General features: G+C 58.2%; 12 protein-coding genes. 7 read left to right on the top strand and 5 right to left on the bottom strand.

All coding sequences use genetic code 11. From position 1 onward, the window contains the following. Positions 1 to 252 precede the first annotated feature (252 nt). Positions 253 to 2,520: a 30S ribosomal protein S1 gene (locus tag OHL23_RS01150; protein ID WP_396127252.1), complete on the top strand. Its 2,268-nt coding sequence runs from the start codon at positions 253 to 255 to the stop codon at positions 2,518 to 2,520. A 77-nt stretch (positions 2,521 to 2,597) separates the two neighbouring features. Here the strand turns inward: OHL23_RS01150 and OHL23_RS01145 are convergent, their stop codons facing one another. Next, complete coding sequence (locus OHL23_RS01145; protein WP_263349927.1) at positions 2,598 to 2,972, bottom strand: hypothetical protein; 375 nt, start codon at positions 2,970 to 2,972, stop codon at positions 2,598 to 2,600. Between the two features lie 108 nt (positions 2,973 to 3,080). Further along, complete coding sequence (locus OHL23_RS01140) at positions 3,081 to 4,280, bottom strand: MFS transporter (RefSeq protein WP_263349925.1); 1,200 nt, start codon at positions 4,278 to 4,280, stop codon at positions 3,081 to 3,083. A 139-nt stretch (positions 4,281 to 4,419) separates the two neighbouring features. Here OHL23_RS01140 and mtaB point away from each other — a divergent pair, with 139 nt between their 5' ends. Further along, complete coding sequence (mtaB, locus tag OHL23_RS01135; protein WP_263349924.1) at positions 4,420 to 5,793, top strand: tRNA (N(6)-L-threonylcarbamoyladenosine(37)-C(2))-methylthiotransferase MtaB; 1,374 nt, start codon at positions 4,420 to 4,422, stop codon at positions 5,791 to 5,793. A gap of 58 nt (positions 5,794 to 5,851) precedes the next feature. Further along, complete coding sequence (locus tag OHL23_RS01130; RefSeq protein WP_263349923.1) at positions 5,852 to 6,685, top strand: dienelactone hydrolase family protein; 834 nt, start codon at positions 5,852 to 5,854, stop codon at positions 6,683 to 6,685. A 67-nt stretch (positions 6,686 to 6,752) separates the two neighbouring features. Here the strand turns inward: OHL23_RS01130 and OHL23_RS01125 are convergent, their stop codons facing one another. Next, positions 6,753 to 7,382, bottom strand: a complete 630-nt coding sequence (locus tag OHL23_RS01125) for an NAD(P)-dependent oxidoreductase (RefSeq protein WP_263349922.1) — start codon at positions 7,380 to 7,382, stop codon at positions 6,753 to 6,755. Positions 7,383 to 7,554: 172 nt separating this feature from the next. Between OHL23_RS01125 and infC the strand changes: the two genes are divergently transcribed. Further along, positions 7,555 to 8,193 carry a translation initiation factor IF-3 gene (gene infC / locus OHL23_RS01120; RefSeq protein WP_317891667.1) on the top strand — a complete coding sequence of 213 codons (639 nt, stop codon included), beginning with the start codon at positions 7,555 to 7,557 and terminating at the stop codon, positions 8,191 to 8,193. A 95-nt stretch (positions 8,194 to 8,288) separates the two neighbouring features. Then, on the top strand, positions 8,289 to 10,454 hold the full coding sequence (locus OHL23_RS01115) for a S9 family peptidase (RefSeq protein ID WP_263349921.1): 2,166 nt from the start codon (positions 8,289 to 8,291) through the stop codon (positions 10,452 to 10,454). 85 nt (positions 10,455 to 10,539) lie between these two features. Here OHL23_RS01115 and OHL23_RS01110 read toward each other — a convergent pair whose 3' ends face one another. Together OHL23_RS01110 and OHL23_RS01105 are read right to left on the bottom strand one after the other, a co-directional pair. Further along, the gene (locus OHL23_RS01110) at positions 10,540 to 12,774 is read right to left on the bottom strand and encodes a carbohydrate binding family 9 domain-containing protein (protein ID WP_263349920.1); all 2,235 of its coding nucleotides are present in this window, start codon (positions 12,772 to 12,774) and stop codon (positions 10,540 to 10,542) included. A gap of 481 nt (positions 12,775 to 13,255) precedes the next feature. Continuing rightward, on the bottom strand, positions 13,256 to 14,014 hold the full coding sequence (locus tag OHL23_RS01105) for a hypothetical protein (protein WP_263349919.1): 759 nt from the start codon (positions 14,012 to 14,014) through the stop codon (positions 13,256 to 13,258). A 173-nt stretch (positions 14,015 to 14,187) separates the two neighbouring features. Between OHL23_RS01105 and rpmI the strand changes: the two genes are divergently transcribed. Further along, positions 14,188 to 14,385 (top strand): 50S ribosomal protein L35, encoded by a 198-nt coding sequence (gene rpmI, locus OHL23_RS01100; protein WP_263349918.1) that lies wholly within the window; start codon positions 14,188 to 14,190, stop codon positions 14,383 to 14,385. Positions 14,386 to 14,625: 240 nt separating this feature from the next. Continuing rightward, on the top strand, positions 14,626 to 15,000 hold the full coding sequence (gene rplT / locus OHL23_RS01095; RefSeq protein ID WP_263349917.1) for a 50S ribosomal protein L20: 375 nt from the start codon (positions 14,626 to 14,628) through the stop codon (positions 14,998 to 15,000). The last annotated feature ends 7 nt before the right edge of the window (positions 15,001 to 15,007 follow it).

The raw sequence follows: 15,007 nt of genomic DNA, 5'->3' as shown, positions 1-15,007 counted from the left end.
ACCAAGGATGGAGCACCTTTCTTGAATAAGTGGTTGCAAAGTGGTCCCTGCCACATCCTTGCATTGACCTTCTGAACAGCGCATTGCTACACTTCAGGAGTACCCTTATGCGCGGATTCCAGCATACGGGTGCGGCCTGCCACTGGCTGACCGGATCTTCTCAAGCTCTTCCAAGTAGATAGACGTAGATTCTGGCCATTTAGTTCGGTCGGATTCTCCGGCACTCCGCAGGAACTCCTTGAGAGGCAGAACTTGCCGGAAGACGTGGCTACGACCGCGACCTTCTGCCGAATGAATGAGCACCGGCAGGGGCTGATCACCGAGACAGGAAATCTAGACCCCCTGTCCACGGGAACTGGAATCCCGGAGCTGGCAGTCATGGCAGACGTCCTCAATCTTGAAACCGAGAGCACACCCCTGAACACCGAACTGGAAACCCCCGAACTTGAGTCCGTGACGGAGCTGCAAGAGCCGTCGCTCGAATCCACGTCTAACCCCGTTGTCTCTGAAGAGCTTGAAACCGTCGATGCTTCTGCGGTTGAGTCTGCTCTGGCCACGGTTGCGTCCGAAACGGCCGAGGGTTCCTCGGTTGCGGTGGAAGCCGAAACTCCGATTGCCGCGCCTGTTGCGCAATCGGCAGCCGAAGCTGCGCCTGCCAGCGAGCCGGAAGTGGCAAGTTCCGCGCCCGTAAGCAGCCCCGTGTCGGCTGCGCCAGTCGCAACTCCCAAAGCGCCCGAGCGCCAGGCTGTGAAGCCGGTTGTCGCCAATGTCGCGTCCCAGCACGATCACGACTTTGATGGCGGCGAGGATTTCTCTGCCCAGCTCGAAGCCTTTGAGCGCGAGCAGGCGGCCGAAGCCGCGGCTGTCGAGGCGTACGGCGATTCCGTAGTCACCGGCACGGTCATTAAGCTGACAGACAAGCACGCGGTAATCGACGTAGGTCTCAAGTCCGAAGGACTGCTCCCCATCGAGCAGGTCAACGATCATAATGGCCAGCCAAAGTTCAAAGCCGGCGACCAGATTGAAGTGGTCATCGAGCGCGAAGAGCCCGAGGGCGGCTACCTGGTCAGCTACGACAAGGCGCAGCGCCTCCGCGTCTGGGACGTGATCGAAAAAGCGGCAAACGACAAGACTCCGATGATTGGAACAGTTGTCAGCCGCGTCAAGGGCGGTCTTACGGTCGATATCGGCCTCAAGGCCTTTTTGCCAGGTTCTCAGCTCGAAGTGCGCCCCGTTCGCAATCTCGACGGCTATCTTGGCCAGCAGATTGAAGTTCGCGTCATCAAGCTGAACAAGAAGCGCGGCAATGTCGTCGTCAGCCGCAAAGAGATCCTCGAAGAAGAGCAGAACGCCAAGCGTTCCATGACTCTTGAACATCTGGAAGAGGGCGCGGTCCTCACCGGCACGGTCAAGAATCTCACCGATTACGGTGCGTTCGTGGACCTGGGCGGCATCGATGGCCTGCTGCACATTACCGACATGAGCTGGGGCCGTCTCACGCACCCCCGCGATCTGGTCAACGTCAGCGACGAGATTCAGGTCAAGGTGCTCAAGTTCGACAAGGATAAGCAGCGCGTTTCGCTGGGCTTCAAACAGCTCACGCCTGATCCGTGGCTCGACGCCGTCGAGCGTTACCCGGTAGGTGCCCATGTTAAGGGCCGCATCCTCTCGGTGACCGATTACGGCGCGTTTGTTGAACTCGAGCAGGGAATCGAAGGCCTCGTACACGTCTCCGAAATGACATGGTCGAAGCGGATGAAGCATCCGTCGAAACTGGTCAAGCCAGGCGACGAAGTCGAGACCGTGGTCATCAGCGTCAACCCGTCTGATCGCCGTATCTCTCTCGGGATGAAGCAGTTGCAGGAAAATCCCTGGGAGAATCTCTCCGAGCGCTACCCGACCGGAGCCATTGTCGAAGGCCGCGTTCGCAACCTCACCGACTTCGGCGCCTTCATCGAGATCGAAGACGGCATCGACGGTCTGGTGCACGTTTCGAACCTGAGCTGGACCAAGCGCGTCAAGCATCCTTCGGAAGTGCTGAAGAAGGGTGAAAAGGTCAAGGCTGTCGTTCTCGGTGTCGAGCCGGAAAACCGCCGCCTTTCGCTCGGCGTGAAGCAGTTGCAGCCCGATGTCTGGGAGACTTTCTTCACCCAGCACCGAGTCGGCGATGTGGTTCACGGCAAGGTTCTGCGCACCGCGCAGTTCGGCGCCTTTGTCGAAGTTGCCGAGGGAGTCGAAGGACTCTGCCATGTTTCGGAAGCGGTCGATGCATCTGGTCACCCGCTCACGCTGGAACAGGGCCAGGAGCACGACTTCAAGATCATCAAGATGAACGTGGAAGAAAAGAAGGTCGGTCTTAGCATCCGCGCCGTAGGCGAAGAAGCCAGCCGGGCGGAAGTCGAAAGCTACAAGTCGCCTTCCCGCGACCGTGACCGCGATCACGGATCTTCCTCCTCATCGCAGAGCGGTTCCACCACCACTCTGGGCGATCTGGTCAACTGGGACAAATTCCGGCGGTAAGCTGGAGTCAGCAATAGCACAAAGGCCACCTCGCGAGGGGTGGCCTTTTCTGCATTCGATATATCCGGTACAACTCGCTAGAAATGGAGATGCACTCTATAGAATCCTCGTTCTTTGAAACGAAAATCGGATTTCAGAATAGTCTCAAGCGAAATATCTTCGAAGATTCTCGGAGCGTCAGCAAAGTCTCCATCCCACATTCCATATAACTCAATCATCGAGTCTCTGGTTGATTGAAGGACACCAACCAAGCCCTCGCGATTCAGAAGATCGCTGGCAGCCTGCTCTTCATCAATTTCCGAATCCTCAAAGAAATACCAATCGCCGCCTTGAAACACGACGTGAGGGAAATCACAGCCGCAACCAGAAGTGGAACCAATAAATTGAACTTCGGGATTGGTGAAATGTGCCTTAACCGCAACGTCGCGCTCAGTAAGGGATGCTACCGGCAAGTCCCGAGAGCCTTGTTGCCACTTCCTTCGCGGGATTGGCTTTGTGGTTGCTGCGTATAGTTGGAAGCACATCGAATTATCTTAATAGCTAATTCAACGCCGTTGCACTTAGATCATCTTTGTCTTTCGTTCGCGGCTGGACAGCCATTGCGTCAGTCCGAGCGCGAGGAGGACGGAGCAGGCCGCGAAAAGGTAGATCGGCGGGTAGCCGAAGCCGCCGATGATCGCTCCGGCGGCAGGGCCGATGACCATCAGTGCGAAGTCCATGAAAACGCCGTAGGCGCCGAGGGCAGTTCCCTTGTCCTGCGGCGGGATGTGGCGGACGGCTTCTACGCCGAGCGCAGGAAAAACCAGCGAAAATCCGAAGCCGGTGAGCGCGGCTCCGACAAAGGCAAGCGCTTCGGAGTGCGTAAGCCAGAGCAGCAATAGCCCAAAGAATTCTGCGCTGAAGCAGACCGTCGCTACACGGAATCCGCCGACTCGATTGATCGAATGGGCAAATATCAGCCGGGCGCAGACAAAGAGCGCGCCGAACAGCGTGAGGGCAAAGGCTGCGCCATTCCACTGCCGGTGCGCGAAATCGAGCGTGATGAAGGTTGCCAGAACTCCGAAACCGACACTTCCAAGCGCCAGACCCAATCCGAACGGGGCGACTTTGCCGAAGACGTGGTGAAAAGGCAGCTTTTCTCCATGTGAGACCGGTACGCGAGGCAGTCGTGCGGCCATGGCGATAGGAGCAAAGCCGAGCAGAATTACCATTGCGCCGATGGACCAGAATCCGGTGATGCGTTCCAGAAAGACGCCGAGCGGAGCACCGACGGCGAGCGCGCCGTAGGTGCAGATGCCGTTCCAACTGATGACAATTGCAGTATGTTCCGAGCCGACCGTGAGGATGCCCCAGATCGTCGCGCCAGTCGAAACCATGCTTTCGCATGCGCCGAGCAGCAGGCGTCCAAGAACAAGAAACGTCAATCCCAGCCATGGGATATGCGGAAAGAAAGCCGCCAGAAGTGTGCAGACGCCGCTTACTCCGCCGATTGCGAGCCCGTAAAGCACGGTGCGCTTGGCTCCGAGGCGGTCGACCATGCGGCCAGCCTGCGGGCGAGTCACAACGGTCGCGGCATATTCAATGCTGATGATTAGTCCGGCGAGGACGGTGTTGTACCCGAGATTCAGATGAACATAGGACGGCAGAATCGCCAGTTGTACGCCAATGGCGAGGTAGCAGGCAAAGGTGAAGAAAACATAGGGAAGAATGCGCGCCGTCAGTTCCCGCTGGGAGTACTGAGAAACGCTGGCGGTGGTCATAGCTAGTCCAGTTTTAGTCCTGTGGCCTCGGTTGCGGCCGGGGCGAAACTCCAACTTCTTAGAGATGCAAGGGCTGGTTCAACAGAAACTCTTATCCAGTATAGGATTCGCGATTCGATGCGTTGCTATTCTGATATAGATGGCCGGGTTTCACGTCGAAAACTTCGGATGCCGGGCGGCTCGCGCGGATGGCGAGGCGGTAAGCTCGCGTCTGCGCGCTGAGGGGCTGTTTGAACTCACCCTGCCGGAAGCGGACGTTGTGATCCTCAATACATGCAGCGTGACCGCCGAGGCAGATCGCGATGCACGCGCCTTTGTGCGCAAGACGCGGCGGCTCAATCCGGAAGCGAAGATCGTTGTCACTGGCTGCTACGCACAGCGCGCGCCCGATGAGATCGCCGCGCTGGACGGAGTCAGCGCCGTGGTCGGCAATAGCCACAAGGGCATGGTGCCGGAGATTGTGCATGGGTTGCTTCGTGAAGAAGATGCGCAGGCGAATGCGGCGTTGATTTCTCCTTCGGATCTGCTATTGAGTCCCTCCTCGGCGCAGGTCTGGGCGGATGATCGATTTGCGCACTCTTATATTGAGGGAGCTCAGGTGGTTCCGGGCTTGCAGACGCGGCCTAACCTCAAGATCCAGGAGGGCTGCGGCAACCGCTGCACGTTCTGCATTATTCCGACCACGCGCGGGGCATCGCGCAGCCTTTCGCGCGCGAAAGTGCTGGATCAGGTGCGGGGCTTTGTCGCCGCCGATGGCAAGGAACTTGTAATCTCGGGCATCAATCTCGGGCGCTGGGGTCGCGATCTGTCGGAGGGTTACTCGCTGGCGGGGTTAGTGCGGGAGATTCTGACGGAAACTGGATTGCCGCGTTTGCGCCTGAGTTCGATTGAGCCGATGGACTGGACTCCGGAGCTGATCGGGTTGATGCGGGAATTTGGCGCCGGCAGACTGGCGCGTCACGCCCACTTGCCGCTCCAATCCGGCTCGGACGCTGTATTGCGACGAATGCATCGCCGTTATCGTCCGTGGCATTACGAGCAGAAGGTGGCAGCGCTGGTCGATGCCGCAGGGCAGGAGTTGGCCGTCGGTGCCGATGTCATGGTTGGCTTTCCCGGCGAGACGGATGCGGAATTTCGCGAAACCTCCGACATGATCGCGAGGCTGCCGTTTACCTATCTCCATCTGTTTCCGTTTTCACCGCGACCGGGAACTCGAGGCTGGGAACTGCATCGCGAGAGTCCGGTTGCTTCGCAAGCGGTGAGCGAACGCATGGCGACCTTGCGCGATCTTGCCGCTGAGAAAGGTCGCCGCTTCCGAGCAGGGTTAATCGGATGCACCTTGCCCGCAATTACGCTGCATACCGCAGCCGAAGTCGCGGCCCGAGGGCGGACTTCCTTGCTCACGGACAACTACCTTCCGGTCGAGATGAGCGGGGTCGAGCCGGCGAACCGGCTGGTGCGGATCAAGCTGACGGGGATCGACGAGGCCATACTGCAGCGTACCGATTTATGACACAGGCTGGACGTCGTCCGGGTTGCTCGGGCGGGAGCCGTGCAATAGAATCGTCGCCATGAGAACACAGCGGTCTTTCTCCTCCCTTCGACGTGCGCTTCTGCTTCTCGCAGCGTTTGGATTTCTGGCCACGGCGACGACCGGGCTCATTGCCCAGGATTGGGCCAAGCAGAAGCTAGACAAGTCGCCGCGCCATCGCGAGTGGGTGACGGTCAAGCACGGCGACCGCTCGGTGCAGGCCTTTGTTGTTTACCCGGAAGTCAAGGGAAAGGCGCCGGTTGTGGTCCTGATCCACGAGATCTTTGGGCTCAGCGACTGGGCGCGCAGCATGGCGGACGATCTCGCCGCTGCTGGATATATTGTGATTGCGCCGGATTTGCTTTCTGGTTTTGGGCCGAATGGCGGCGGCAGCAGCGCATTTCCCGATCAGGATGCTGCCGTGAAGGCAGTTTCGGGGCTGAATCCGGAGACTGTTACGGCGGATCTGGACGCGACGGCGGACTTTGCGAAGAAGCTGCCCGCTTCAAACGGCAAGCTGGCCGTGGTCGGTTTTTGCTGGGGTGGCGGCAAGTCGTTTGCTTATGCGACGCATCGCCATGATCTGAACGCGGCTTTCGTGTTTTACGGTCCCGGCCCCGATGCTGAGGCGATCAAGTCGATCCAGGCTCCGGTGTATGCCTTTTACGCGGGCAACGACGGGCGTATCGGAGCGACAGTGCCAGCGACGACAGAGGCGATGAAAGCGGCAGGGAAAAAGTACGAGCCGGTGAGCTATGAAGGTGCTGGCCACGGCTTCATGCGTGCCGGGGAGGCTCCCGATGCGAGCCCGGAGAATAAGAAGGCGCGGGAAGAGGGGATGAAGCGCCTGACTATGTTGCTAAAGAATATGTAGGGTCAGAAATAGGGTCAGGGCGGCAGATTGCGAATCGTTCCCTGCCGCCGCGTTCCGAGCTATCTCTTCAGTAGCCGATGGTGAAGCGCTGGCGCTCGCGCTTTGGAGACTCGAGTTCGTCGACCAGCGCAATCGCATAGTCTTCCAGGGAGATTCTGCTGTCGCCCTGCTCGTTGGCGATGAGTTGGTCGGTGCCCAGACGGAATTTGCCTGTCCGTTCGCCGGGAACGAAGAATCCGGCGGGGCTGAAGTAGGTCCAGTTGATCTCGGACTTCCTGATCAGATCGAGCGTTTTTTGATGCGAAATGGCGATAGGCAGCCATTGGGCAGGCAGGTGGCCGCTCTCGATTACGGTTACACCTGGCGCGACTTCCAGGCTGCCTGCGCCACCGACGATGATGAGGCGCGGCACGCCGGCCTGCTTGACTGCCTCAATGAAACGGCCAGTGACCGGGATGAGTTGATCGGTCTCGTCGGCGGGCGGAGCGTAGGCGCTCACCACGGCATCCGCCCCTTTGATCTTCTCCGCGATGGTGTCGACAGTGGAGACGTCGCCTTGCACGACAGTGAGGCCCCGTCGCGCTGAAAGTTTGGCGGGGTTACGGACGACTGTGGTCACCTGATGGCCACGCGCCAAGAGTTCCGTAAGAATGCGGCTGCCGGATTGGCCGGTGGCTCCGTAGAGGGCGATGTGCATGGTGATTTTCTCCTAGGGGATGCCGGTTGCCCCTAAATGGGGATTTGTACCGAATCGGCGCAAAAGCTAAGAAGTGTGGGACAGCCACATCCTTCGGCGATGCAGGCCGCATCCAACCAATGATATACTCGGAGCGCGAGCTTGCGTCCAAGGAGGATGCTGCAGCACGGGTATTGAATCACGGAGGGGAACCATCGCACTCGACAAGCGTTCAGCAAAGCAGTTTATTCGCATCAACGAAAGAATCCGCGCGCGGGAGATCCGCGTTATTGATGAAAATGGGGAGCAGATGGGCATTTTGCCTCCCTTCGAGGCACTGAAGATCGCCCGCGAGCGTGGGCTTGATCTTGTGGAAGTCTCACCCAATGCGATCCCTCCTGTTTGTCGAATCCAGGATTACGGGCGCTTCCTTTACGAAAAGGACAAGAGCGAAAGCGCCGCGCGCAAGAAGCAAAAGGTCATCGTTGTCAAAGAGGTCAAATTCTCTGTGACCGTTGACGAGCATGACTACCAGACAAAAAAAAATCAGGCAGTCCGCTTCCTCAACGACGGCGACAAGGTCAAGGCCAGCCTTCGCTTCCGTGGCCGTCAGATGGCGCACCGCGAACTCGGCTACAACATCATCAATCGCCTCATTCAGGACATTGGAGAGGCCGGTATCGTTGAATTTATGCCGCGCATGGAAGGGACTATCCTGCACGCCATCATCGCACCATCCAAGAAGGCGGAGCCGGCGAAGCCCAAGCCCACTGCCGCGCTAACCCAGACTCCAGTGGCGAAGGCTCCGGCAGCGAACTCACCACAGGCATAAGCCAACTCGCATGACTCCCATAAAAGTCAGATGATTAAGGCCGTTTCGCTTACGCGAAACGGCCTTTGGCGAATTCGCGCCTGTATTCTGGCGAGATGAAACAGACAACTTTCATTCTTTGGCGTTTGTGCCTGCTCACGTCCTTTTCGTTGCCCATGGTTGGTACGGCTGCTTCAGGACAAGAACTTCGCTTTCCCAACTCCGAGGATCTTCGTCATGTGAAGGCGATTGCGTCGCCACAGCTTTCTCCCGATGGCCGAGATGTCCTGTTTACGATGACGGACGCAACTGCGGATGGGGCAAAGAGTCATCTTTTGCTGGCTTCCGTGGCGGGCGGCGTGTCACGCCAACTGACTTACTCGCCTTCGACAGACAAGCGGGGAGAGCACAATGCGGCGTGGGCTCCGGATGGCAGTGCAATCCTGTTTTTGGCGAAACGAGGAGAGACGACGCAGCTCTTTCGACTTCCTCTTTCAGGCGGAGAGGCGATGCCGTACGAGCTTAAGGTATTGCCAGTCGTGGATGACTCCAAAGAGCCGGGATTCGTTCCTCCGGCGAAGAGCGGCGCTCCCGATTCGGATAAGGATGGAGCCAAGAAGGACGATGCGAAGCCCGAAGCTATCGCGATCAATGTGAGCGGCTTCGCCGTTTCGCCGGATAGCCATTGGCTGGCGGTATGGGCGAGCGATCCGGAGACACCCGGCGAGAAGAAGGCCAAGGACGCGAAAGCTGATGCGGTGTGGGTCAATCACGAGCGCCACGGTGAGAGGCTTTATCTGGCTGCCCTAAAGTCCGATGGGAATCTTGACGGCGCGTTGAAGCCGGTCACCCTCGCGCCGGATGTTCACGCTGTCTCCTGGTCACCGCAGAGCAATCGAATCGTGGTGATCACGGAGTTGCCGAATGACGCCAGCGACCTGGGTCCGGCAGCAACGGCGTGGCTGGTGAGCACGGATGCGCTGGACAAACCTATGTCATTGAAGGGCGTTCCGGCGACCGTTCGCGACGGCATCGGGTGGAAGCCGGACGGCAGCGAGATTGTGTTTGCCGCGCAGACTTCGGAAGATGCGCCTCCAGGGGTAGAAGAGTTGTTCGCCATTGCACTGCCTGGCGCGGATTCATCCGAGCAGCCGGAGGCTCGGCGTCTGATGGCGGATTTCAAGGGCGGACTTGGCTTCGGAGAGCCGGTGTATCTGCCGGACGGCAATGTTTTGGCGGCTGCGACGGAGGGAACGAGGATGACCGCAGTGCGCCTCGCTCTCGATGGCAAGAGCGTGCCGGAATCTATCGCTCAAGAGACTCCGGTCGTCATTGGCCTGAGCACCAACCGGAAGCAAACGGGCTGGGTCTGGCTTGCGTCGGGAAGCGACCATCCGGATTCGCTTTGCTATGCGGCGTCGCTCGGTGGAGAATGCAAGACGCTTGCGACTCCGGAGCTGACGACGCGGCACTTTAGCAGCGTGAAATCCCAACTCGTGCAGTGGCAGAGCGATGGCCTGACAATTGAGGGACTGCTTTATCTGCCGCCGGAGGTTGCTAATAAGAAGGTTCCGCTGATTGTCGATGTGCATGGCGGGCCGCTGGGTGCCTGGGAGGACCGCTATGGCGAGTGGACGGGGTTCCTCGTCGGCCACGGATGGGCAATTCTGCGCCCCAATCCGCGCGGATCGAGCGCTTACGGCGTGAAATTTGCCGCGGCAAACAAGAATGATCTTGGCGGCGGAGATTTTCGCGATGTGATGGCTGGCGTCGATGCGGTTCTCAAGCAATACCCGATCGACCCGGACAAGCTGGCGTTGATGGGCTACAGCTATGGTGGAGAAATGGCCGGTTTCGCGGAGGGCAAGACGGACCGGTTCAAGGCAATCATCAGCGGCGCTCCGGTCATTAATCAGTTCAGTGAATACGGCACGGAACACGGCTCGTGGTATGACCGCTGGTACTTCGGCAAGCCGTGGGAGCATGTCGAGGATGCATGGCGGCAAAGCCCGCTCTCCGGCGCAAGCAAGGCCAAGACGCCATTCCTGCTGTTACAAGGTGAAGCGGATGTCACCGATCCGGTAGGGCAGGCGGAGGAGATGTACCGAGCGCTTAGGCAGGCCGGAGTCCCGGTTGAACTGGTCACATACCCGCGCGAAGATCATGGGCCGTTGGCGCGCGGTATATTCGGTTACCCGGTTTCGGAGCCATGGCACGGCTTTGACGGGCGGCAACGCATCGTCGATTTTCTGCAAAAGGGGTTTGGCGAAGAAGGGAAGTAGGGTTTTTATGGGTGCGGCCCGGATTTCGCGGCGGTCATTCCTGACCTCGTCGACGAAGCCCTGGGCTTGGCTTCCATTGTGGATACTATGGCCGGAATGTCCAGCGAATCTTAGCTGTGACCGATTCCGCATCGGGATCGAAGCTGGTTCCGGGCTGCAAGGTGTTGCGTACCCAGGTTCGATCCCAGATGACGTAAAAATCGTCTCCGGGGCGGAACGTCCAGCGCAGCCGGGTGTTGCTGCTCAGGTCGAACGAGACATTGTCGTATTGCACGAAGGTGCTTAGAGAGAGATCGGGGCTCCACGACAAAGCGCCCTTGAATTGCCATAGCTTTTCGACAAAGCTTCCTTGCGGCGTGTGGGCAAAGTAATTGTCGGCAGTCACGCCGGCCTCGACCTTTCCGTGGAAAGGTGTCCAGTTCAGTGAGTTCGTCTGGTGGTATAAGTGCCCGTTGTAGTATCCGCCGACGGTTGAGACGTTAGAGAACTGAATTTTCCGTTGTGGGCTTGTATTGAGCACAGCTCCGTAGCGCTCAAAGTCATACGATCCCACTGGATACGTGACCGAGGGAACAATTGCAAAGGGCGTGGTGAGAGTTTCGTGATCGGCGAATGCCAGGATCGCAAAGTTATCCCCGGAGTTTGTCGTGACATTCAATGGCCGGAACGAAAACAATTGAGACTGGAGGTTTCCTGAGGTGTCGGTAATGCGTTTGTAATAGAGTTCGTAGGATGCTTGGCGAATCGCGCTGAAGGGGCCAGTTGGTGAAGGGCGCGGACGATAGGCGCAGGAAGCGTCGGTCTGGTGGGTCTGAGGGCGCGGCAGAAAACTCAGGAGCGGATCGAATCCTTCTCCGTAATGGTTGGTGCCCGCAGTGCAGTTCACCAGATCATTGGGATAGACAACACGTAATCCCCATGCTTCTCGATTGCCGTTCGGAACATCTCCCTGCGCAGTCGCGCCCCATCCTCCGAATTGCAGGCTGTGCTTGCCGAGGAATTCGGAGGTATTCCATACTGCGTCGGCGCCGGCGACGGTGTTTGAAACCAGCGCTTCGGGGTCGCCATGGGTCACGATCGCGCCGACGCGCAGGTGCTTGTCCACATCGTAGGCGACCCGGCTGGCCAGCAGATTGGTGCCGTCTACTTTCGCAGAGGGCAGGCCCAGGTATTGCACCACAGTTTCAGGGACATAGGCGGTCCGGGTCTGTGCGTCGAGCAGCGCAAGGCTCCATGGGCCGACATGGCCATTCAGCTTGAATCCCCCATTCAGCGGAATGTTGTAGCCGTCGAGCAGGCCGACGTTTCGGCTGAAAAAGGGAACGAAAGTCGAATTAAGTCCGAGGCCGAAGAGGTATTGATTTGCGCCTTCCAGAAAGAAAGCGCGCTTTTCCGGGAAATAGAGCGGCCACGGTGTGATGTCAATCTGGCGTGAATCCACTTCCGTTTCGGCAAAGTCAGTGTTTATGGTTACAATCGCAGCGAGTTCCGGAGTGATCCTCCAAGTGATCTCTCCGCCGCTGGCGCCCATCCAATTCCTATCAGTGGGAGCGAAGTCGCGCAACATAGTACCGCTGGAATACGGAGCGAATTCCACTCCGTGGCCCTGCTTCAGAGGCGCCATGATTTCCAAATCGCCTGCTCTCCGCATGTCGTACAGGTCGGCGTCAAGGGTAGGCGATGCCCAGCGCAGTTCCGTCTGGTCGCGCACAATGGAACGATCTAGTTGTAGTCCCCAGTGGCCGTTGCCGCCGACAAAATTGAGCGTTTGTGCGGGAATCCAGATTTCCGCGGACCATCCGTCCGGGGTGCGCGCTGTTCGCGCATTCCAGATGCCGTCCCAGTCAGTTGAAAAGTTGCCTGGCCCTCCGATCAGACCATCCAGCCGGCCGCCTGCCTCGTTGATTTGGAAGTAATACCCGGTTCGCTTATCTCCAAACGAATCGAGAACAACCGAAACCGTGTCGTCGCCGAACTGATCCCCATCCTGAGCGAGGGTATGCACCTGAATTGCCTTTGGGTTTGGGTCGTGGCATTTGAATCCAAAGATGAGCGCGTCGTGGTAGATCAGCACCCGGACATCCGTTATGTAGGGCGTGGCTTGTCCTGGGTGTGGAGATTGCTGGGTCAGCATCATGGGTTCCGCTGTCTGCCAGTCCGGCTCGGTCAGCTTGCCGTCGATGTTGATCGGCCCGGTGGCCATGCGTGCATGAACGGTCGGAAGTCCGGTCAGCTGCGGTTGGGAAGAGGGCTCCTGCGCCGAAGCCGCCTGGCAGGCCAGATTGGTGACTAGACCTGTACTGACACCAATCCAAAGCATCGTAAGAAGGACTGGCCGCAGTCCGGCAACGCGCCGTATCGTTATCGTCCTGCACGGGGAGCATTGCAAAAACTGCCGCATGGAGCGTGGTCGTCCTCTTGGGGGTGAAGTAGACCCTGCGATTCAGAGCATGAAGCATCACAGACGGAGAAAGGGAATCCTGCCTCTATCCTAACTGCTTGACGCAATCCAAAGTGCAGGCTAATTACACTGATTGTGTGCAATGCGAATTCGCTTTGCCAGCCATTGGTTCTATGGCGGAAGCCGAAAACAGGAATCTGTTATCGAAATCAGGCGCCTTGCAGGCTTTGAGATCAAGGACTGTATTGCTTATTTCGCTTCTATGCATCAAAGGCTATCAGCCCAGTTCATTGACTGAAGCATTAGTTATATAACATACCGCTTGCCGGGCTAAGTCTATGGCGAATAAGAGTTATTATCCAACTCACTAACCTCGTCGGTTACCCTCGACGCCCAGCGATCAGCCCTTGGTTGATCCCGATGTTGATGCGAGGGGCACAGCGATGAAGCCTTCGCGCCAATGGCCGCCCTCCCGGCGCGGTGGCTGGCCTACAATTCTGGCCGCCGTCTCGTTGCGTTGTTCGATCGCAAGACCGGGCAATCCTCCGACGATGGCTTGCAACTGATCGTGATTGGGAGGCTGACTGGTGGTGATCGGCAACAAAGCGGTGAGCGCGGTGTAAGCGTCCGCAAGATCACTGACGCGGCATTTGCGCTTGGCAGGCAGGGAGGGAATTCCGAGGGATTTCCATGCCGCATGTGGATAGCTCTCGACCAGAATCCTGCGCGGCGGACCGTCTGTATGATCCGCAAGGCGCTCCCGTGTCGCCAGCCTCTGCCAGCCGAGCCGTCCGAGCGCGTCATACAACGCAAGGCAGAAGCCGACAAATCGTTCATAAGTTCCCGGGAGCACCGTTCCCGGCAATCCGGTCTTTGCGGAGGTGTTCAACTCCCGTTCTGACGCGCGGCAGAAAGGGTAGCCGTTGTCTTCCGACTTCCAGGCCTGCGGGCCATCCAGCATTAATATGTTCACCCCGCGCTCCAGACAGAGCGTGTTCAGGCGGATGGCCAGTTCGACGACTGATGGCGATCCGGCATCCTGCCATCGGAAGATCTCACAGACGATTCGTGGATCGGTTTGTGGTCCTTTTTGCTCCAAAAGGACGACTCCTAGATCGGACCAACTGCGGCAGGCGAGATCGACAGAAAGGACGGGCATGGGCCTTAACCTACGCGCGGTCTCCTGTTTCGGCAAGATCCATGGCGGTAAATTCCTGTCTGCGATATACTGATTTGGTCCGCATTGGGCAGGGCTATCCCTGTTCCCAAAGTGGTTCTGAAATCTTCGAAGAGTGCTGCAAGAGATAAACTCCTCGAAAATAAGAGAAAACAATGCCCAAACTGAAGACCCATACGGGCGCGGCCAAGCGCTTCTCCAAGACTGGTTCCGGCAAGATCAAGCGGCACCAGACCAAGATGCGCCACATCCTTACGTCGAAGCTCCCCAAGACGAAGCGCAAGCTCGGCAAGAGCCTGATCGTCTCGGACGCTGACCACGAAAAGGTCGCCCGCATGATCCCGTACGCCTGATCCTGATCGTATCTCGCGATACGCCGGATCTATTCAGCCTGAAAAGTGATCTTGCCCGACATTAGGCAATGTGAGCTGGGTTAGCGCAAATGCGTTGTGCAGCCCCGGAAGATGCCAAGAGCGGATTCCCGAAATTCAGGCACGACAGTGCGAGTGAAGAGGTTCCAAAGCGTCTCCCTCAAAGGTTGACGCCTCCTGCCTCCAGCCGCCAAAACGTAACGCAAAAAGGAGCAAATCACTATGCCTCGCGTAAAACGTGGCACAAAGCGGTCTGACCGCCGCAAAAAGATTCTCAAGCGCGCAAGTGGCTACTTCCTTACGAAATCCAAGCTGTATCAGGCAGCCCAGGAAGCCGTCGAGCGCGGACTCAAGTTTGCCTACACCGGCCGCCGCCAGAAGAAGCGCCAGTTCCGTTCGCTCTGGATCGTTCGTATCTCGGCCGCAGCCAAGCTTAACAATTTCAGCTACTCACAGTTGATCAACGGCCTCAAGAAGGCTGGCATCGAGCTGGATCGCAAAATTCTCGCCGATATCGCCGTGAAGGATGCGCCTGGCTTTACGCGCCTCGTGGAGCAAGCCAAGGCCGCTCTGGAAGCCGAGAAGACCGCGAAGTAGGTTCTCT

The organism is Acidicapsa acidisoli (assembly GCF_025685625.1).
GTDB lineage: Bacteria > Acidobacteriota > Terriglobia > Terriglobales > Acidobacteriaceae > Acidicapsa > Acidicapsa acidisoli.
The sequence above is the reverse complement of the archived record's forward strand: the minus strand, read 5'-3'. Positions and strand labels throughout refer to the sequence as shown.

Coding starts and splice junctions, on each gene's coding strand:
- OHL23_RS01140 (WP_263349925.1), bottom strand. CDS start 4,280: ATGACCACCGCCAGCGTTTCTCAGTACTCCCAGCGGGAACTGACGGCG.
- mtaB (WP_263349924.1), top strand. CDS start 4,420: ATGGCCGGGTTTCACGTCGAAAACTTCGGATGCCGGGCGGCTCGCGCG.
- OHL23_RS01130 (WP_263349923.1), top strand. CDS start 5,852: ATGAGAACACAGCGGTCTTTCTCCTCCCTTCGACGTGCGCTTCTGCTT.
- OHL23_RS01125 (WP_263349922.1), bottom strand. CDS start 7,382: ATGCACATCGCCCTCTACGGAGCCACCGGCCAATCCGGCAGCCGCATT.
- OHL23_RS01115 (WP_263349921.1), top strand. CDS start 8,289: ATGAAACAGACAACTTTCATTCTTTGGCGTTTGTGCCTGCTCACGTCC.
- OHL23_RS01110 (WP_263349920.1), bottom strand. CDS start 12,774: ATGCTTTGGATTGGTGTCAGTACAGGTCTAGTCACCAATCTGGCCTGC.
- OHL23_RS01105 (WP_263349919.1), bottom strand. CDS start 14,014: ATGCCCGTCCTTTCTGTCGATCTCGCCTGCCGCAGTTGGTCCGATCTA.
- rpmI (WP_263349918.1), top strand. CDS start 14,188: ATGCCCAAACTGAAGACCCATACGGGCGCGGCCAAGCGCTTCTCCAAG.
- rplT (WP_263349917.1), top strand. CDS start 14,626: ATGCCTCGCGTAAAACGTGGCACAAAGCGGTCTGACCGCCGCAAAAAG.